The following is a 17,883-nucleotide window of genomic DNA, read 5'->3' as shown; positions in this document are numbered from 1 at the left end:
AGCAGGACCATGGTCCTGCTCGCGTCCTTGTCGCCGATCACGCACTCGTCCCGCTGGGTGTAGCCGGTGACGAGCAGGTCGTCGATGCAGCCGTGGTCGCCCCGGTCGTCGGGTGCCTTCAGCAGCGCGCTCTCGCTGATCTCGGGACCGGTGCGCTGGGCGACCGCCGCGCGCACCGAGTCGGTGCCCGCGAAGCCGAGCGCGGCGGCGCTGCTTCCGGAGGTGGCGAGCGGCAGGTTGAGCGGCACGACGTACAGGGCGAGCGCCGAGCAGGCGACGGCGGAGCTGGTCAGCGCGCCGCCGGTGAAGATGCCGCGCCACGGGCTGAGGGTGAGCTTCACGTTGTCCCGGAAGCGCTTCTCGACGACGTAGTGCATGGCGATGGCCAGCAGGAACGAGACCACGGCGACCCGCAGCCGGTCGGAGAAGGTGAACTCCCGCTCGATGATGCTCGGCCAGAGGATGAGGATCGGCCAGTGCCAGAGGTACCAGCCGTAGCTGATGTTGCCGATGAAGTTGAAGACCGGGTTGTCGAGGACTTTCTCCGCGCCGAGGCGGGGGGCCGCGCAGCCGCCGGCGATGATCAGCGCGGCGCCCAGCAGGGGGCCGGCGACCGCGTATCCGGGCAGCGGGGTGTGCTCGGTGATGAGCATCGCGGTGACGAGGGTGGTCGCGAGTCCCAGCCAGGTCAGGACCGTCGCCAGCGCGGTGTTCATGCGGGAGAGCAGGGGCGCGTTGAGGGCGAGCAGGACGCCGAACGCCAGCTCCCAGATGCGGGTGTGGGTGCTGAAGTAGGCGAGGGGCTGGTTGGTGGTGGTCGTGGTGTAGCCGACGTAGAACGAGCCGGCCACCACGGCCACGAGGAACAGGGCCAGCAGGACCCGGTTGCGGAAGAGGGTGCGGCTGAGCCAGACCAGGGCGACCAGGACGAGCGGGGCGACGACGTAGAACTGTTCCTCGATGCCCAGCGACCAGAAGTGCTGGTACGGGGACTGGCTGCCGTCGTTGGCGAAGTAGTCGGTGCCGTTCTCGGCGAGACGCCAGTTGATGACGCTCAGCGAGGCGGCGAGTCCGTCGGACATGTACTCGCGGAAGCGGAACGGGCTGACGAAGATCCAGGACAGGACGGCCGTGGCGATGACGGTGATGGCGGTGCCCGGCGCCAGCCTGCGGAAGCGGCGGGCCCAGAACTTGCTCAGGGACACCTTGCCGGTCTTGTCGATCTCGGCCAGGAGCTGGCTGCCGATGAGGAAGCCGCTCAGCACGAAGCTGACGTCCACGCCGCCGTGGATGTCGAGGATGCCGCAGTGCATGCTGACGACCATCATGATGGCGACGGCACGCAGGCCCTGTATGTCCGGCCGGTACTTGCGCAGACGCTCGTTCTGCGCGGCCGATGCGCGATGGCGGGTCACGGTTCTCCAGTGCTTCAGTGGACCGTCGGGCAGGCGACAGCCGTACCGCTGACGCGAACCCCGTGGGCGGGGATGCGGATGCCGCACGACAGCCGCAGCTGGGCGGGCAGCTCGTTGTCGGCGCCGACGTGGGTGTGGCAGCCCACCACGGCCTGCCGCAGGAGGCAGTCGCCGCCGATCGATGAGTCGTGGTCCACCACGGACTCGTGGATGCGGGCGCCCCGGCCGACGGTGACGTTGCCGCCGACGATGGAGCGGTCGACGACCGCGTGCGGGCCGATGACGGCGTGCGGGCCGATGGTCGAGCCGCCCGTGACGCGGGCGGTCGGGTCGACGGCGGCCGTGGGGTGGATCAGGTTCTCCGCGTGCCGCGCCAGCAGCGGCGAGGCGACCGTGCCGGTGACGAGGTCGGCGGAGCCGTGCACGAAGGCCAGCGGGGTGCCGAGGTCGCGCCAGTAGTCCTCGGTGGTGTGGCCGAGGACGCGCCGCCCCTCGGCGACCAGCCGCGGGAAGGTCTCCTGTTCGACGGAGACCTCGCGTCCGGCCGGGATGGTGTCGAGCACCGAGCGGCGGAAGACGTAGCAGCCGGCGTTGATCTGGTCGGTGACGCACTCCTCGGCGGTCTTGGGCTTCTCCAGGAAGGAGAGCACCCTGCCGTCCGTGTCGGTCGGCACGAGGCCGAAGGCGCGCGGGTCGGCGACCCGGGTGAGGTGCAGGGTCACGTCCGCGTCCCGGACCCGGTGCCGCCGGAGGACGTCACGCAGGTCGAGGCCGGAGAGGATGTCGCCGTTGAGGACGAGGACCGGTGCGTCCGCGGGGCCGCGCAGCAGGTTCGCGGCGTTGCGGATGGCTCCGCCGGTGCCGAGCGGGACCTGTTCGACGGCGTAGGAGATCTCCAGGTCCTGGGTGAAGTCCTTGAACTCCTCCTCGAACAGGGTGGCGAGATAGGAGGTGGCGAACACCACGTGCTCGACGCCGGCGTCCATCAGCTTGGCGATCTGGTGCCGGATGAAGGAGGAGCCCGCGACGTTGAGCAGCGGTTTCGGGGTGTGGTTGGTCAGCGGACGCAGGCGAGTTCCCTTGCCGCCCACCAGGATGATGGCTTCTTGCATGATTGCCTCGCTCGGTCAGCTCGCGGCGTCGGCCCCGGGGCCCGCGTAGTCGGAGGTGAAGCAGGACGTGATGGCCTTCTCGGTGAGGGGGCGACCGGCGAAGTCGAGCCGGGAGGCGATCGTGTCGTCGGGCTTGGTGTTCGGGTCGTCGTCGAAGTAGATCGACCACCAGTACACGCCGCGCATCTGCCGTTCCCGGACGACCTGGCAGACGGCGGTGTACCAGTTCGCCTGCACCCGGGGGTTGACGGCGCGCTTGGTGTAGAAGTCGCCGGGGGCGTGGTAGGCGCCGTCCATGGCGCCGATGCCGGCCTCGGCGATGGTGATCTTCGGCAGCTTGCCGGTGGCCTTCTTGTCCAGCCACGTGTTCCAGCCGTCGACGAGGGTCTCGACGGACGCGTCGTCGTCGACCTCGACGGGGAAGTAGGCGTCGACGCCGAGGTGGTTGACGGGCATGGTGACCGGGCCGCGCACATAGGCGTCCCAGTTGGCGTCGTAGGCGACCTCGCCGCCGAACAGTTTCTCGGCGTCGCCCACGAGGGCGTCCCAGCGCGGGTCGCCCTCCATGGAGTTCAGCTCGGTGCCGATGACGAAGGTCGCCGCGCGGGACGTCTCCGCCTCCTTCAGGTACGGCGTCAGGAAGGTGCCGTAGGAGTCGAACCAGGCGTCACGGTCGGCGGGCTCGATGTTGCCGCGCCAGCCGCCGTCTTTGGTGTCGAGGGACGTCTCGTCCATGAGGGGACGCACGGTGGTGCGCAGTCCGGCCTGGTGGAAGATGTCGAGGACGCGGGCGAGGCGTTCGGGGGTGGGGGTCTTGTCACCCCGGCTGATCTGCGTGGAGCCGCGGTGGCCGGTGAAGAAGGGGAAGCTCACGCTGACGGAGTTGGCGTGCAGGCCGACCAGGTAGTCGGAGTGCAGCCGGGCCTGCTTCTCGACGTACTCCAGCGAGTGCTCGGGGTTGTCCTCCCAGTAGAGCTGGATGCCCCACTGGGGCATGCCTTCCTTCCAGACCTTGTCCACCTTGGCGGTGCCGACCGGGTCCTGGGCGGAGGTGTCCGGGCCGGTGGTGCCCTCGGCCGGGGAGGTGCCCGGGCGCTCGGTGTCCTCGTCGCCGAGGACGAGGTGCGGCACGAGTGAGCCCGACTCCCAGCGCACCGGGTGGTCACCGGCGACGAAGGGGACCGCGACCACGAGGGAGACGACGGTGAGGGGCAGCACGGCGAGCAGGGGCAAGCGGGCGCGCTTCATGAGGTGTCGTTCTCTTCCGGGTCAGGCGGGCTTGGCGATGACGACGAACTTGTTCTCCTCGCGGCGGACGAACTTCACGAGTCCGCGGAATCCGCCGAGCCCTTCGAGGAGGGAGAACAGGGGCAGCAGGAGCAGCACCGCGACGGGCTCCCACCACTTGCGCCTGCCGTTCGCCGAGGCGATCGCGTTGAGCCGCAGCCCTTCCCAGTACGCCCAGATGACGTAGGCGAAGCTGATCGACCAGAGCACCACGACCGACTGGGTCACGGGCGAGGTGTTCATGTCGTTGATGATCCAGGCCATGAGCAGCACGGCGCCGACGTGCTGGAGCGGGCCGAGGATCCAGCTGGTGACACAGATGGTCATGAACCAGCGGTAGCGGAACGGGACCTTGCGGTTGCAGCAGAGGGCGACCAGGCCCCAGGCCCAGCGTTCGCGCTGCTTGACGAAGTCCTTCATGTTGGCCGGGGAGGCGCCGTAGCAGCGGCCGTTGAACCAGTCGCTGCGGCCCGGGTAGAGGCGGCAGAAGGTGAGGGCGAGCCGGGCGTCCTCGACGATCTCCTTGGGGCCGAAGTCCCAGCCGATCTCGGCCTCGATGGAGGCGCGGACGACGAGGAGTTCACCGTGCACACCGGCGGCCGGGGTGCCGAGTCCGGTGAAGGCGCGGAACCGCGCGATGTCGTCCGCCGGCCGGATGGCGTCGGCGAACCAGGTGAACATGCTGACCGCGTTCTCCCGCGGGTACGTCAGGATGCCCTGCGCCATGTGCTTGACCTCGTCGGCGGTGGCACGGCGCTGGCGGTTGATGAACTGGGCGAGGGACGCGGCGGTGTCGGGGCCGACGCCGGTGTCGTCGTCCATGTGCAGCACCCAGACGTTCTCCAGGGCCTCGCCCTCCGCGATGCGCAGTTCGTGGGCGTAGTTGTTGGCGCGGGCCTTGAAGCGGGTGCCGTTCTTCGTCTCGTAGGCCTTCGGGACGGTGACCACGCGGATCAGCGGGTGGGTCGCCGCGAGGGCGTCGATGCGTTCGGCGGCCTCGCAGCCCTCCTCGGTGAGGACGTCCACGCGCATGTACGGGAACCACTCGGGGAGGTGTTCCACGTAGGACAGGACGGAACGTTCCAGCGCCGGGTAGGTGTCGTGGCGGCCGATGGTCGGCACGAGCGTGATGAGGAAGTCCTGCTCCACCGGGGCGGGCGGGGTCATCAGGTGGGCCTTGCGGAGCCGGCGGCGGATCAGCAGGAAGCCCTGGACGGACACGAGGACGCCCGGGACGGGCAGGGCCCAGGCGATGGTGATGAGCCAGGCGATCGGTGAGTCGCTGGGTGTGTAGGACCAGAGGCTGAAGAAGAGAAGGACCACCAGCGGGACGAGGAATGCCAGGATGCCCGGCTTCCATGCGGCGGTTCGCTTAGCCAGCTTGGCGCTGTGCCGCGAGTGCGGCGCGCCCCCCTCGACCAGTGTCGTAGCCATGACGACTGCGGTACTCCCGTGAGATCGGTTGTTGCGTTGAGGCAGCGACAGATCTCAGCCAGGGCACGCCAGAGCGCGCCGCGGCACCTTCACATTCGGTTTCCGCGCCCCCAACGCCTTCATTGGCGTCGTCGGCCAGCGCACCAGTCAGAAGCCCCCCCGGGCGCCCGAAAACCTCTGGCCGAACAGATAGTTGATAGTCGCACGTATGGGCGATGTATGGAATACCTGTGAGGGAGATGTGCTCGAACGTTAATCAGGTGAAGTCTTGTTCCGTGATCACCTGAGAGGCGTAGTACGTCCGCTTCACGTCGTCCGTCGTGTTCTTCCGCCGGGGCTCGGAGACGTTGTCGTACGTCAGCGCCTGTCCCCACACCGTCCACAGCACCCACGGCGTCCGGGACAGCGTCCGCGGCTGGGCCGCGTTGAGCGGCACGTGGAAGGACTCGGAGACGATCCGGGGCCGCAGGTACCGCTCCAGGCCGCGGTACCAGACCTCGGTCCAGGCCCCGCCGCCGAACGGCCGGGCCGGGGAGCCGCTGTAGTCGTCGACGCCGACGATGTCGACGTGGCGCCCGCCCGGGTGGTAGGCGTGCGGATCCCGCCCGTAGGAACCGTCCCAGGAGTTCGGCGCCCACACGAAGAGCAGGTTGTGCAGCCCGCGCCGGCCCACCAGGTAGTCGTACGTCAGCCGCCACAGCCGCCGGAAGGCCGCCGGGTCCTGGCCCGCCCACCAGAAGCCCTGGCCCGGCGCGGTGTTCATCTCGTGGTACGGCCGCAGCAGCACCGGCACCCCGCGGCCGGCGAGGTAGCCCAGGTGGTCGGCGAGGAAGCCGAGGTCGAACAGGAGTGCCCCGTGCTCGGCGGTGCCCGGGGTGACGACACGGTCGAACCAGCCGGGGTCCCGGGCGCCCGGGGAGTTGCGGTGCAGGGTCTGCGGGAAGCCCTTGACGGGGCTGCCGGGGTAGGGCTGGTGGAAGGAGAAGCCGACCAGGCCCGCCGGACCGCCGCCGTTGTGCGGCAGGGACGCCTCGGAGCCGGAGGCGCAGTCCGTGTGGGCGCCGGAGGGGCGGTGGGAGCCGTCGGCCGGCCGGGGCAGGCCCGCCCACACACCGACGGCCAGGTCGACCGCGTCGTCGACGTACCCCCAGTCCTTGCCGCAGCCGGGCCAGGCGCGGGAGTACGGGCGGGACGCGCCGACCGCCCAGCCGGGCCGGCCGTATCCCGGACCCAGGTCCAGTTCCACGAAGCCGGGCAGCCGGCCGGTGATGTCCCGGGCCTTGCGGTAGTAGTAGCCCGGCGGTTTGGTGCCCCGGACGTCGCCGTAGCGCGGGTTGTACCGCTCGTTGTGCAGCTCCACGTGCTGGCCGATCACCGTGCGGCTCGGCCGGCCCTGGCGCGCGTCGTTCTCCAGGCCGGCCAGCAGGGCGTAGACCCGGCGGGCCGCGGCGGTCGCCCTCGGGTCCCGGGCCCGCAGGTCGGTGGGGACGGACCGGGCCTTCCCGTCGTCCTCGCCGGGGCTCTCGCCGCCGTCCGGCCAGAGACCTGCACCGGCCGGCAGCAGCAGTGCCGCACCGGCCGCGGCGCCGAGCAGCCCGAGCCGTCCGCGCATCCGCATCGCGTCACACGCCCCGGCGGGGGAGCGGGCGGGCGGCGGGTCTCATCCCTCGGCCGCGGCGGCGGAGGCCTGGGCCTCGCCGCGCCGGCGGATCTGACGGAAGGTGAACTCCGCCAGGTCGTCGCCGGTGGCGAAGACCTCCGTGTCCTTGGTGGTGACGTCCTTGCCGTCGGTGAATCCGGCGATCGTGAAGTAGGCGTAGCGGCCGAAGGAGTTGGTCGTCGTCCGGCAGACGGCCGAGTTGCAGAAGGGCTGCACACCGCCGCCGTCGAGGGACTTCACGATGCTCTTGTCGTCGGCCTGGTTCTTCGTCCTCGTGGCCTGCGCCGCGGTGTCGAATACGGCCACCCCGACCGTGACCGCGATGCCGCCCTTGGTGTAGGTGACCCGCAGCAGCCGGGTGCAGTCGTTGGCGGTGAGCACCGTGGGGAGGGTCTGCCGGGCTGCCGACGCGCAGCTCTTGGTGTCGGCCGTCGGGCCCTTCTTGTACACCGTGTCGCCCATGGTCAGCTGGGTGCCCGGGAAGAGGATCTGCGGGCTCAGCGCGGCGGTGTCCTTCTCCTTGCTGGAGACGAAGTCCTGCGGGTCCAGCGGCGGCGGGGCGCTGGTCGGGGCGAAGGACGGCGGCGCGGCGGTGGACGTGCCGGGGATGTCCGCGGTGCCGGGCAGCTGGGACGTCTGGGTGTTCGCCTGCCCGCCGTCGCCGTTCGCCGAGACGACGGCCATCGCGACGGCCGTGCCGATGGCGACGGTGGCGAGCGCGCCGCCGCCCACGAACAGCAGCCGGCGCCGCTTGTTGCGGGCCTCCGAGGCCTCGGCGAGCGCGGCCCAGTCCGGGGACTGGTCACCGCCGCTGTTGAAGGACTGCTGCTGCGATTGAGGTGTCCAGGGATCCCACTGAGACTGGGGTCCCCCCTGCCCGAAGCTCATGGGGCGCATCTTAGACGGGCCGGGCGGCGTGCTGGTCCGCCTCCGGTGGCCCCGGAACCCCTAGCGTGCGGTGCATGAATTCCGGCAAAAATCCTGTGAAGGGCGATATTTCCGGGTGGCTGGTGCGGCCGGCCTCCTGGCACCTGTGGGCCGTGCCGGTGATCGTGGCCGGCGCGCAGGCGGTGCGGGTGGCGCGGTTCAGCCCGGACGGCGGTATGGACAACGCGATCGTCGTCCGCGCGGCCCGCACCTGGCTGGCCGGCGGCTCCCCGTACGACGATCCGCACTTCCTCTACCTGCCGAGCGCGGTCCTCGCCGCGGCCCCGCAGGCCCTGCTGCCCCCGTCGTGGCTGCCGCTGCTGGTGCCGCCGGCGGTGACCGTCCTGCTGGCCGGGGCCTGGGCCCTCGCGCTGCGGCTGCACCGGGTGCCGCTGGGCAGCCGGTTCGCCGCGCTGGGGCTGGCCGGGCTCGCGGCCGGGTTCGCGCCGTTCGCGCACCTGGTGCAGCTGGCCAACTGGACGGTCACCGCGGCCCTCGCCCTGCCGCTTGCGCTGCTGCTCGCGGGGCGCGGGCGGTGGACCGCGGCGGGGGTGGTGATCGGCGCGGCGGTGGCCCTCAAGCCGCTGCTCGCGCCGATGGCGCTGCTGTTCCTGTTCGCCCGCCGGTGGCGGGCGCTGGCCGCGACCGTCCTGGTCCCGGCGGCGGCCTCGGCCGGGGCGGGCCTGCTGATGCCGGACCCGGCGGCCTTCTTCACCCGCACCCTGCCGTTCCTGCTGAAGGGCGACGACTCCTTCGTGCGGCTCTACGAGGCCTCCCCGGCCGCCGTGCTGCCGCGCCTCGGGGTGCCGCCGGGCCTGGCCGGGCTGCTCGCCGCGGCGGCGGCCGGGGCGGGGGTGCTGTGCGCCCACCGCCGGTGGCGGCGGGCCGACCCGGGCCCGCTGCGGCTGCCGGAGACCGCGGCGGCCCTGATGCTCGCCGCGTTCCTGGTCTCCCGGCCGTCGTACGACCACTACCTGCTGGTCGTGCTGCCGCTGCTGCTCGCCGGGCTGCCGTACGCCGGGTCGGTGGCCAGGCGGCCCTGGTTCTGGCTGGCCCTGGCCCCGCAGCTGCCGTCGCTGGCCCTGCCCTATCTGGAGCCGCCCCGCCGCCGCGCCTTCAAGGACGCGCTCACGCTCTGTGTCCTGGCCGCCACCGTCGCCGCGCACTGCGCCCGCGGCGGGCCGCTGCGGAGCCCCGGCCGCTTCGTCGGGCCGCGACGCGAGCAGAGCGGCAGCGCGGCTCGCGTACCCTGAAACGGTGCGGATGCCGGGCTCTCACCCCGGTGATCCCGCGTTTTGACCCGTCCGGGTCGGCGCGGGTATCCTGCATGTTCGTTGTGTATTGGCTTGCTCATTCTCACGGGACGGGCCCTTACACCGGTCCACCGGGCCGATGACCAGCGACCAGCACGCGGTTTGCGTCACCGCGGTGCGGTCAAGGCTGTCGTGATCGTTTCGGTGACCTTGTCTAGGACCATTCACTCGAAGCGAAGGCTACGAACCGTGCGTACGTACAGCCCCAAGCCCGGCGATGTGACGCGCCAGTGGCACGTCATCGACGCTCAGGACGTTGTCCTGGGCCGTCTCGCCAGCACCGCCGCCACCCTTCTGCGGGGCAAGCACAAGCCGATCTACGCGCCGCACGTCGACACTGGTGACTTCGTCATCATCATCAACGCCGACAAGGTGCACCTCTCCGGCAACAAGCGGACCCAGAAGATGGCGTACCGCCACTCCGGCTACCCGGGTGGTCTGCGCTCCGTCCGTTACGACGAGCTGCTCGACAAGAACCCCGAGAAGGCCATCGAGAAGGCCGTCAAGGGCATGCTCCCCAAGAACACTCTGGGCCGTCAGATGCTCTCGAAGCTGAAGGTCTACAAGGGTGACCAGCACCCGCACGGCGCGCAGCAGCCGCAGCCGTACGAGATCACCCAGGTCGCGCAGTAAGTCCGGCCACCCCCTAAGACTGAACAGAATCTGAGGAGAATCGTGGCCGAGACCACTGCCGAGCAGCCGCTCGAAGAGCTTGACATCGACAGCTACACCACCGAGTCCGAGGTCCCCGTCGAGGGCGAGTACACCTCGGAGTCCATGGCCTCCCGCTTCGGCGACCCCCAGCCGGCCGCCGGCCTGGGCCGCCGCAAGGAGGCCATCGCCCGCGTCCGGATCGTTCCGGGCACCGGCAAGTGGAAGATCAACGGTCGCACCCTCGAGGAGTACTTCCCGAACAAGGTGCACCAGCAGGAAGTCAACGAGCCCTTCAAGGTGCTGGAGCTCGAGGGCCGTTACGACGTCGTCGCCCGTATCTCCGGTGGCGGTGTCTCCGGTCAGGCCGGTGCGCTCCGTCTCGGTGTCGCCCGTGCGCTGAACGAGGCCGACGTCGACAACAACCGCGGCCCGCTCAAGAAGGCCGGCTTCCTCAAGCGCGACGACCGTGCGGTCGAGCGCAAGAAGGCCGGTCTGAAGAAGGCCCGCAAGGCTCCGCAGTACAGCAAGCGCTAATCACAGCTGCCTGCTCGTACTCCGAACGCCCCGGCGGCACGCCACTGTGCCGCCGGGGCGTTCGTTTATTCACCACCACAGGCGTATAACGGCACAAGACGCTCAAAGGCTTGTGTGATCGGATGACCGGGCGCGGTGTGTGCCGCCCCGGGTTCACGGAGGCCGCGCCTCGCACACCCGCCCGGGCCGCAAGCGGCGGGGCTTTCCGGAACAGAAGTTTCCTCAGGAGGACAAGTGGGACGACTCTTCGGCACGGACGGCGTGCGCGGTGTCGCCAACGCGGATCTGACCGCCGAGATGGCGCTCGGACTGTCCGTCGCGGCGGCCCACGTGCTGGCCGAGGCGGGCACCTTCGAGGGCCATCGGCCGACCGCTGTGGTCGGGCGTGACCCGCGTGCGTCCGGGGAGTTCCTGGAGGCCGCCGTGGTCGCGGGCCTCGCCAGCGCGGGCGTGGACGTGCTGCGCGTCGGCGTGCTGCCGACCCCCGCGGTGGCGTATCTCACCGGCGCGCTCCGTGCCGACCTGGGCGTCATGCTCTCCGCCAGCCACAACGCCATGCCCGACAACGGGATCAAGTTCTTCGCCCGGGGCGGCCACAAACTCCCCGACGACATCGAGGACCGCATCGAGTCGGTCTACGAGGAGCACCGCACCGGCGCGCCGTGGGACCGGCCGACCGGGGCCGGTGTCGGCCGGGTGCGCTCGTACGAGGAGGGCGCGGACCAGTACGTCGAGCACCTGCTGAGCGTGCTGCCGAACCGGCTCGACGGACTGAAGATCGTCCTCGACGAGGCGCACGGCGCGGCCTCCCGGGTGTCCCCGGACGCCTTCGCGCGGGCCGGTGCCGAGGTGATCACCATCGGCGCCGAACCCGACGGGCTGAACATCAACGACGGGTGCGGGTCGACCCACCTCGGGCTGCTCAAGGCCGCCGTCGTGGAGCACGGCGCGGACTTCGGCATCGCGCACGACGGGGACGCGGACCGCTGCCTCGCCGTGGACCACACCGGCGCGGAGGTCGACGGCGACCAGATCCTGGCCGTGCTGGCGCTGGACATGCGGGAGCGGTCGGTGCTGCGCTCCGACACCGTCGTCGCCACCGTGATGTCCAACCTGGGCTTCAAGCTCGCCCTGGAACGCGAGGGCATCCGGCTCGTGCAGACCGCGGTCGGCGACCGGTACGTGCTGGAGGAGATGAAGGAGCACGGCTTCGCCCTCGGCGGCGAGCAGTCCGGGCACGTGATCATCCTCGACCACGCGACCACCGGTGACGGCACGCTGACCGGGTTGCTGCTGGCCGCCCGGGTCGCGCAGAGCGGGCGGTCGCTGCAGGACCTGGCGTCCGTGATGGAGCGGCTCCCGCAGGTGCTGATCAATGTGCCCGACGTGGACAAGTCGCGGGTGTCGACCTCGGCCGATCTGGCGGCCGCCGTCGCCGAGGCGGAGCGGGAACTGGGGGCCACCGGCCGGGTGCTGCTGCGGCCCTCCGGGACCGAGCCGCTGGTCCGGGTGATGGTGGAAGCGGCGGACATCGAGCAGGCCCGGTCCGTGGCGGGGCGGCTGGCCGATGCCGTGAAGTCGGCGCTGGGGTAGTTCTCCGGCTCCGAGGCCGGGGCGTGGGGTGCTGTGCGACGCGGGCTGTTCGCGGCCTGTCGCGCGGCTCCCCGCGCCCCTTCTTCCGTTACCGCGTGCTCGACGTGCGCGGTTTCCTCGACCACAGCGCCTTCTGGGCCAGGAGGGTCAGGGTGCCGGCCAGGACGATGCCCAGCAGGTTCAGCAGGAGTTGTTCCGTGGAGCCCCAGGCCTGGCGGTAGGCGCCGTAGCTGAAGGCGACCGCCGCGTTGGCGGCGGCCGGGACCGTGGTGACCGAGATGGCGACGCCGACCAGGGCACCGGACTTCGCCGAGGTCAGCGAGAGGGTGCCGGCGCAGCCCGCCAGGACCGCCACGACGAAGGAGAACCAGTCGGGGCGGTAGATGAAGTTGGTGTTGGGGCGGTCGGACTGCAGGGCTTCGGCGGTGAACAGGTCGACCGCGTCCATGAAGTAGCTGAAGCCGACCGTGACCAGCATCGCCACGGCGAAGCCGGCCAGCAGCGCGATCAGGGAGCGCAGGGCCAGCCGGGACCGGCGCTGGACGAGGGCCGTGCAGAATCCGGCCAGCGGGCCGAACTCCGGCCCTACCGCCATCGCGCCCACGATCAGGATCGCGTTGTCGAGGACCACACCGCAGGCCGCGATCATCGTGGCCAGGGTGATGAACGCGAGATAGGTGACGGAGAGCGTCGACTCCTCGTGCGTCGCCTCCGCGAGCTGGTCCCACACGACCGCGTCGGCGGCCTCACCGGGTGCCGCCCGCTCCGCCTCCTCGGCGTGCCTGGACAGGGTGAGGTCGATGTTCTCGGCCGAGATCGAGCCGCACTCGTCGAGGTCGAAGGCCCGCAGGTCCTCGATGAGTTCGTCCGCCGCCTCCCGGGCGACGTCGCACATCACGACGTCCCCGGCGGGGGCGCGGGCGGCGCCCGGCACCACGACCAGGTGGGTCGTGCCGACCGTGTTCTCGATCAGGCGGACCACGGCGTCGGTCTTCCCGGCCGGGGTGATCAGGCGCAGATGCAGCATGGCGCCTTTCTAGCAGGCGCCGTCTGACGGCCCTACAGCTTGCGCAGGCTCAGGCGCTGCACCGTGTGGTCCGGGCCCTTGCGCAGGACCAGGGTGGCGCGGCCCCGGGTGGGGGCGATGTTCTCCACCAGGTTGGGCTTGTTGATGGTGCGCCACATCGTGCGGGCGTAGTCCAGGGCCTCCTCCTCCGACACCTGGGTGTACCTGCGGAAGTAGGAGGAGGGGTTCTGGAAGGCGGTGGCGCGCAGCTTGCGGAACCGGTTGAGGTACCAGCGCTCGATGTCCTCGGCGCGGGCGTCGACGTACACGCTGAAGTCGAAGTAGTCGGCGAGGCCGACCCGGGTGCGGCCGTCCTTGCCGGGCAGGGCGGGCTGGAGGACGTTCAGGCCCTCCACGATCAGGATGTCGGGGCGGCGGACGACGAGCCGTTCGCCGGGCACGATGTCGTAGATGAGGTGGGAGTAGACGGGGGCGGTGACCTCGTCCTTCCCGGCCTTGATGTCGGCGACGAAGCGGGTCAGGGCGCGGCGGTCGTAGGACTCCGGGAAGCCCTTGCGGGACATCAGGCCGCGGGCCTGGAGTTCCTGGGTGGGCAGCAGGAAGCCGTCCGTGGTGACCAGTTCGACGCGGGGGTGCTCCGGCCAGCGGGAGAGCAGCGCCTGGAGCAGGCGGGCGACGGTGGACTTGCCGACAGCGACCGATCCGGCGACCCCTATGACGAAGGGGGTGCCCGACTGGGAGCCCTGCTCGCCGAGGAAGGTGTTGAGCGCGCCGCGCAGGCCGTCGGTGGCGCCGACGTAGAGGTTGAGCAGCCGGGACAGCGGGAGGTAGATGTCCCGCACCTCGTCGAGGTCGATGACGTCGCCGAGGCCGCGCAGCTTCTCGACCTCCTCGGCGGTGAGCGGCAGCGGCGTCTTGTCGCGCAGCGCGCTCCACTCGGCGCGGGTGAGGTCGACGTAGGGAGTCGCCTCCGGGCGGGGCCGGTGGGCGCTCCGGGGCATCGGGGAGACCGGGGAGATCACAGTCCATTGTTACGGGAGTACGAACGGACGGCGGGGTGGGATCCGTCACGCGGCGAACGGGGGCCCTCACGGGGCGGCGAGACCGGGAGGAAACGGACGAACGGGGGAATGTCAGTGGCGTGCGTCACAGTTGTGGGAAGGGTGGGCTCGGCCGGGTCCACCGACCCCGAGGGGTGACCCATGACGTATGCGATAGAGGCGGAAGGCCTGGTCAAGCGGTTCAGGGATACGGAGGCGCTGGCCGGTGTCGATCTGGCGGCCCGCAAGGGCTCGGTGCTCGGACTGCTGGGCCCCAACGGCGCCGGGAAGACCACCGCGGTGCGGATCTTCGCGACCCTGCTGCGCCCGGACGCCGGCACCGCCCGGGTGGCGGGGCACGACGTGGTCCGGGAGGCCGGGGTGGTGCGCGCCGCGGTCGGCCTGACCGGGCAGTACGCCGCGGTCGACGAGAACCTGACCGGCACGGAGAACCTGCTGCTCATCGGCCGTCTGCTGGGGCTGTCGCGGCGGGCGGCCAAGGCTCGGGCCGCGGAGCTGCTGGAGCGCTTCGGGCTCACGCCCGCGGCCGGGCGGGCCGTGAAGACCTTCTCGGGCGGGATGCGCCGCCGCCTGGACCTCGCGGCCAGTCTCGTGGGCCGGCCCAGCATCCTCTTCCTCGACGAGCCCACCACCGGCCTCGATCCGCACAGCCGCGGAGAGCTGTGGGGCATGCTGCGCGCTCTGGTCGCGGACGGGGCGACGGCCCTGCTGACCACGCAGTATCTGAACGAGGCCGATGTGCTCGCCGACGACATCGTGGTGATCGACAAGGGCCGGGTGATCGCCGAGGGCACCCCCGACCAGCTGAAGTCGCAGGTCGGCGGGCAGGTGCTGGAGCTCCGCCCGATCCTCGGCCGGGACCTGACGCGGGCCTACGCCCTGGTGGCGGGGGCCGCCGGACCGCAGGCCCGGATCGAGGGCGAGACGGTCACCGCGCCGGTGAAGGACGTTGAGCTGATGCCGGCCGTGGTGCGCGCGCTGGACCGGGAGGGCATCGCGGTGGGGGAGCTGGCACTGCGCCGCTCCTCCCTCGACGAGGTCTTCCTCGCCCTCACCGGTCACCGTGCCGAGCCCGGCGCGCCCGAGGGCGACGGCGGCGCCGCCGTCCAGGAGGAAGAGAACGAGCCGCGGAAGGCGGTGATGCGGCCATGACCGCCGGCACCGTCACCGCACCGATCGGCGCCTCGGGCCGGGTGCCGCCCCTGGCCGGGGTGCGGCAGACCTTCACGATGGCCTGGCGCAGCCTGGTCGCCGTCAAGCACAACCCGCTCGAACTGGTCGACTACAGCATCACGCCGATCATGTTCGTGTTCCTCTTCACCTATGTGCTGGGCGGCCAGATGGCCGGCTCCCCGGAGGCGTACCTGAAGTACGCGCTGCCCGGGATCATCGTGCAGAACACCCTGTTCATGACGATGTACACGGCGATGGCCCTCAACACCGACCTCACCAAGGGCGTCTTCGACCGGCTGCGCAGCCTGCCGATCGCCCGTTCCGCGCCGCTGGTCGGGCGGATCACCGCGGATCTCGCCAAGCACGTGTGGGCGATGCTGCTGATGCTCGGCCTCGGGCTGCTGCTCGGCTTCCGGATCACCGGCGGTTTCGGCGGGTTCCTGCTCGGGGTGGTGCTGCTGGTGGTGTTCGCCGCGGCCGTGTCGTGGATCGCGGTGCTGATCGGGATGCTCGCCGGGGACGCGGAGAAGGTGCAGGCGTTCGCGTTCACGCTGATCTTCCCGATCACCTTCACCAGCAGCGCGTTCGTCATCGTGGACACCATGCCGGGGTGGCTCCAGGCGTGGAGCGACGTGAATCCGGTGACCCACCTGTCCGACGCGTTCCGCGGGCTGCTGCTCGGCGGGGCGGTGGCGGAGCCGGTGCTGTGGTCGCTGGTCTGGGCGGCGGGGATCGCGCTGGTCTTCTATCCGCTGGCGATGCGCTCGTACCGGGCCAAGGCCTGAGAAGGGGCCGTCCGCGGGCTCGTACCCCGGTGGGAATTTCCGAATTCGGGCACGCGGCGGCGGGTTCGGAGCGCGGAACGACCGTAGGCTGCCGCTCATGTGCGGAATCGTGGGATACGTGGGGTCGCAGTCGGCGCTCGATGTCGTGATGGCCGGGCTGAAGCGGCTGGAGTACCGGGGATACGACTCGGCAGGCGTCGCCGTGCTCGCGGACGGCGGGCTCGCCGCCGCCAAGCGGGCCGGGAAGCTGGTCAACCTGGAGAAGGAACTGGGAGCCCGGCCCCTGCCGGCCGGCACCACCGGCATCGGGCACACCCGCTGGGCCACCCACGGCGGCCCGACCGACACCAACGCCCACCCGCACCTGGACAACGCGGGCCGGGTCGCCGTCGTCCACAACGGCATCATCGAGAACTTCGCCGCGCTGCGCGCCGAACTGACCGAGCGCGGGCACGAGCTGACCTCCGAGACCGACACCGAGGTCGTGGCCCACCTGCTCGCCGAGGAGTTCTCCTCCTGCGCGGACCTCGCCGAGGCGATGCGGCTGGTGTCCCGGCGGCTGGAGGGCGCGTTCACCCTGGTCGCCGTGCACGCCGACGAGCCGGACGTGGTGGTCGGCGCGCGCCGCAACTCCCCGCTCGTCGTCGGCGTCGGCGAGGACGAGGCCTTCCTCGCCTCGGACGTCGCCGCGTTCATCGCCCACACCCGCGACGCGATCGAACTCGGCCAGGACCAGGTGGTCGAGCTGCGCCGGGACGGCGTGACCGTCACCGGTTTCGACGGCCGCCCCGCCGACGTGCGCGCCTACCACGTCGACTGGGACGCCTCGGCCGCCGAGAAGGGCGGCTACGACTACTTCATGCTCAAGGAGATCGCCGAGCAGCCCAAGGCGGTCGCCGACACCCTGCTCGGCCGGATCGACGCCTCCGGATCGCTCACGCTGGACGAGGTGCGCATCCCGCCGAACGTGCTGCGCGAGGTCGACAAGGTCGTCATCGTGGCGTGCGGTACGGCCTTCCACGCCGGGCTGATCGCCAAGTACGCCATCGAGCACTGGACGCGGATCCCCTGCGAGGTGGAGCTGGCCAGCGAGTTCCGCTACCGCGACCCGATCCTCGACCCGCAGACGCTGGTCATCGCCATCTCCCAGTCCGGCGAGACCATGGACACCCTGATGGCCCTGCGGCACGCCCGCGAGCAGGGCTCCAAGGTGCTGGCGATCTGCAACACCAACGGCTCGACGATCCCGCGCGAGTCGGACGCGGTGCTCTACACGCACGCCGGGCCCGAGGTCGCCGTCGCCTCCACGAAGGCGTTCCTCACCCAGCTGGTCGCCTGTTACCTGGTCGCCCTCTACCTGGGCCAGGTGCGCGGCACCAAGTGGGGCGACGAGATCCGGGACGTCATCCGTGAGCTGTCCAAGATCGCCGGTGAGGTCGAGCGGGTGCTGGAGACCATGGAGCCGGTGCGGGAGCTGGCGCGCGGCCTCGCGCACAAGGACACCGTGCTGTTCCTGGGCCGTCACGTCGGCTACCCGGTGGCCCTGGAGGGCGCGCTCAAGCTCAAGGAACTCGCCTACATGCACGCCGAGGGCTTCGCGGCGGGCGAGCTGAAGCACGGGCCGATCGCGCTGATCGAGGAGGACCTGCCGGTGGTGGTGGTCGTGCCGTCGCCGCGCGGCCGGTCCGTGCTGCACGACAAGATCGTCTCCAACATCCAGGAGATCCGCGCCCGGGGCGCCCGCACCATCGTGATCGCGGAGGAGGGCGACGAGGCGGTCGTGCCGTACGCCGACCACCTCATCAGCGTGCCCGCCACCCCCACCCTGCTCCAGCCGCTGGTCGCCACGGTGCCGCTCCAGGTCTTCGCCTGCGAGCTGGCGACGGCCCGCGGCAACGAGGTGGACCA

General features: G+C 71.0%; 15 protein-coding genes. 7 read left to right on the top strand and 8 right to left on the bottom strand.

Going from position 1 to position 17,883, the window contains the following annotated elements; translation table 11 throughout:
* The 6 genes from CCN42_RS21330 to CCN42_RS21305 all read right to left on the bottom strand — a co-directional run.
* Window positions 1-1,415 (bottom strand): acyltransferase family protein (locus tag CCN42_RS21330; RefSeq protein ID WP_086737910.1); only part of this gene is annotated, 1,415 nt, incomplete at its 3' end.
* A gap of 14 nt (window positions 1,416-1,429) precedes the next feature.
* Window positions 1,430-2,527 carry a mannose-1-phosphate guanylyltransferase gene (gene manB / locus CCN42_RS21325; protein ID WP_086737909.1) on the bottom strand — a complete coding sequence of 366 codons (1,098 nt, stop codon included), beginning with the start codon at window positions 2,525-2,527 and terminating at the stop codon, window positions 1,430-1,432.
* Window positions 2,528-2,542: 15 nt separating this feature from the next.
* Window positions 2,543-3,775 (bottom strand): glycoside hydrolase family 113, encoded by a 1,233-nt coding sequence (locus tag CCN42_RS21320; protein WP_086737907.1) that lies wholly within the window; start codon window positions 3,773-3,775, stop codon window positions 2,543-2,545.
* A gap of 21 nt (window positions 3,776-3,796) precedes the next feature.
* Complete coding sequence (locus tag CCN42_RS21315; protein WP_086737905.1) at window positions 3,797-5,248, bottom strand: glycosyltransferase family 2 protein; 1,452 nt, start codon at window positions 5,246-5,248, stop codon at window positions 3,797-3,799.
* Between the two features lie 256 nt (window positions 5,249-5,504).
* Window positions 5,505-6,860, bottom strand: coding sequence for a glycosyl hydrolase (locus tag CCN42_RS21310; RefSeq protein ID WP_143661977.1), 1,356 nt, complete (start codon window positions 6,858-6,860; stop codon window positions 5,505-5,507).
* 48 nt (window positions 6,861-6,908) lie between these two features.
* Window positions 6,909-7,796 carry a hypothetical protein gene (locus CCN42_RS21305; RefSeq protein ID WP_086737901.1) on the bottom strand — a complete coding sequence of 296 codons (888 nt, stop codon included), beginning with the start codon at window positions 7,794-7,796 and terminating at the stop codon, window positions 6,909-6,911.
* Between the two features lie 74 nt (window positions 7,797-7,870).
* Here CCN42_RS21305 and CCN42_RS21300 point away from each other — a divergent pair, with 74 nt between their 5' ends.
* The 4 genes from CCN42_RS21300 (at window position 7,871) to glmM (ending at window position 11,929) form a co-directional block, all read left to right on the top strand.
* On the top strand, window positions 7,871-9,088 hold the full coding sequence (locus CCN42_RS21300) for a glycosyltransferase 87 family protein (protein WP_086737899.1): 1,218 nt from the start codon (window positions 7,871-7,873) through the stop codon (window positions 9,086-9,088).
* A 249-nt stretch (window positions 9,089-9,337) separates the two neighbouring features.
* A complete protein-coding gene (gene rplM / locus CCN42_RS21295; RefSeq protein WP_086737897.1) occupies window positions 9,338-9,781 on the top strand; it encodes a 50S ribosomal protein L13 in 444 nt (147 codons plus the stop codon).
* Between the two features lie 42 nt (window positions 9,782-9,823).
* Window positions 9,824-10,336: a 30S ribosomal protein S9 gene (gene rpsI, locus CCN42_RS21290; RefSeq protein ID WP_086167791.1), complete on the top strand. Its 513-nt coding sequence runs from the start codon at window positions 9,824-9,826 to the stop codon at window positions 10,334-10,336.
* A 234-nt stretch (window positions 10,337-10,570) separates the two neighbouring features.
* The gene (gene glmM, locus CCN42_RS21285; RefSeq protein ID WP_086737889.1) at window positions 10,571-11,929 is read left to right on the top strand and encodes a phosphoglucosamine mutase; all 1,359 of its coding nucleotides are present in this window, start codon (window positions 10,571-10,573) and stop codon (window positions 11,927-11,929) included.
* A gap of 88 nt (window positions 11,930-12,017) precedes the next feature.
* Here glmM and CCN42_RS21280 read toward each other — a convergent pair whose 3' ends face one another.
* Window positions 12,018-12,956 (bottom strand): DUF389 domain-containing protein, encoded by a 939-nt coding sequence (locus tag CCN42_RS21280; RefSeq protein ID WP_086737887.1) that lies wholly within the window; start codon window positions 12,954-12,956, stop codon window positions 12,018-12,020.
* 32 nt (window positions 12,957-12,988) lie between these two features.
* Entirely contained in the window at window positions 12,989-13,957 is a 969-nt protein-coding gene (gene coaA, locus CCN42_RS21275) for a type I pantothenate kinase (protein WP_169731497.1), read from the bottom strand.
* A 201-nt stretch (window positions 13,958-14,158) separates the two neighbouring features.
* Between coaA and CCN42_RS21270 the strand changes: the two genes are divergently transcribed.
* The 3 genes from CCN42_RS21270 to glmS form a co-directional block, all read left to right on the top strand.
* Complete coding sequence (locus CCN42_RS21270) at window positions 14,159-15,169, top strand: ATP-binding cassette domain-containing protein (protein WP_086737882.1); 1,011 nt, start codon at window positions 14,159-14,161, stop codon at window positions 15,167-15,169.
* Window positions 15,166-15,975 (top strand): ABC transporter permease, encoded by an 810-nt coding sequence (locus tag CCN42_RS21265; protein ID WP_086167787.1) that lies wholly within the window; start codon window positions 15,166-15,168, stop codon window positions 15,973-15,975. The genes CCN42_RS21270 and CCN42_RS21265 overlap by 4 nt, the downstream gene beginning before the upstream one ends.
* A 97-nt stretch (window positions 15,976-16,072) precedes the next feature.
* The coding region (gene glmS, locus CCN42_RS21260; RefSeq protein ID WP_086737912.1) for a glutamine--fructose-6-phosphate transaminase (isomerizing) at window positions 16,073-17,883 on the top strand (1,811 nt) is incomplete at its 3' end.

The sequence above is a fragment of the Streptomyces glaucescens genome (genome assembly GCF_002154375.1).
In the GTDB taxonomy this organism is placed as follows: domain Bacteria; phylum Actinomycetota; class Actinomycetes; order Streptomycetales; family Streptomycetaceae; genus Streptomyces; species Streptomyces glaucescens.
The sequence above is the reverse complement of the archived record's forward strand: the minus strand, read 5'-3'. Positions and strand labels throughout refer to the sequence as shown.

Excerpts from the sequence above, each read along its gene's own strand:
- CCN42_RS21265 (WP_086167787.1), top strand. The coding sequence starts at position 15,166 with ATGACCGCCGGCACCGTCACCGCACCGATCGGCGCCTCGGGCCGGGTG.
- CCN42_RS21305 (WP_086737901.1), bottom strand. The coding sequence starts at position 7,796 with ATGAGCTTCGGGCAGGGGGGACCCCAGTCTCAGTGGGATCCCTGGACA.
- CCN42_RS21300 (WP_086737899.1), top strand. The coding sequence starts at position 7,871 with ATGAATTCCGGCAAAAATCCTGTGAAGGGCGATATTTCCGGGTGGCTG.
- manB (WP_086737909.1), bottom strand. The coding sequence starts at position 2,527 with ATGCAAGAAGCCATCATCCTGGTGGGCGGCAAGGGAACTCGCCTGCGT.
- CCN42_RS21320 (WP_086737907.1), bottom strand. The coding sequence starts at position 3,775 with ATGAAGCGCGCCCGCTTGCCCCTGCTCGCCGTGCTGCCCCTCACCGTC.
- coaA (WP_169731497.1), bottom strand. The coding sequence starts at position 13,957 with ATGCCCCGGAGCGCCCACCGGCCCCGCCCGGAGGCGACTCCCTACGTC.
- CCN42_RS21310 (WP_143661977.1), bottom strand. The coding sequence starts at position 6,860 with ATGCGCGGACGGCTCGGGCTGCTCGGCGCCGCGGCCGGTGCGGCACTG.
- CCN42_RS21315 (WP_086737905.1), bottom strand. The coding sequence starts at position 5,248 with ATGGCTACGACACTGGTCGAGGGGGGCGCGCCGCACTCGCGGCACAGC.
- CCN42_RS21270 (WP_086737882.1), top strand. The coding sequence starts at position 14,159 with ATGACGTATGCGATAGAGGCGGAAGGCCTGGTCAAGCGGTTCAGGGAT.
- CCN42_RS21280 (WP_086737887.1), bottom strand. The coding sequence starts at position 12,956 with ATGCTGCATCTGCGCCTGATCACCCCGGCCGGGAAGACCGACGCCGTG.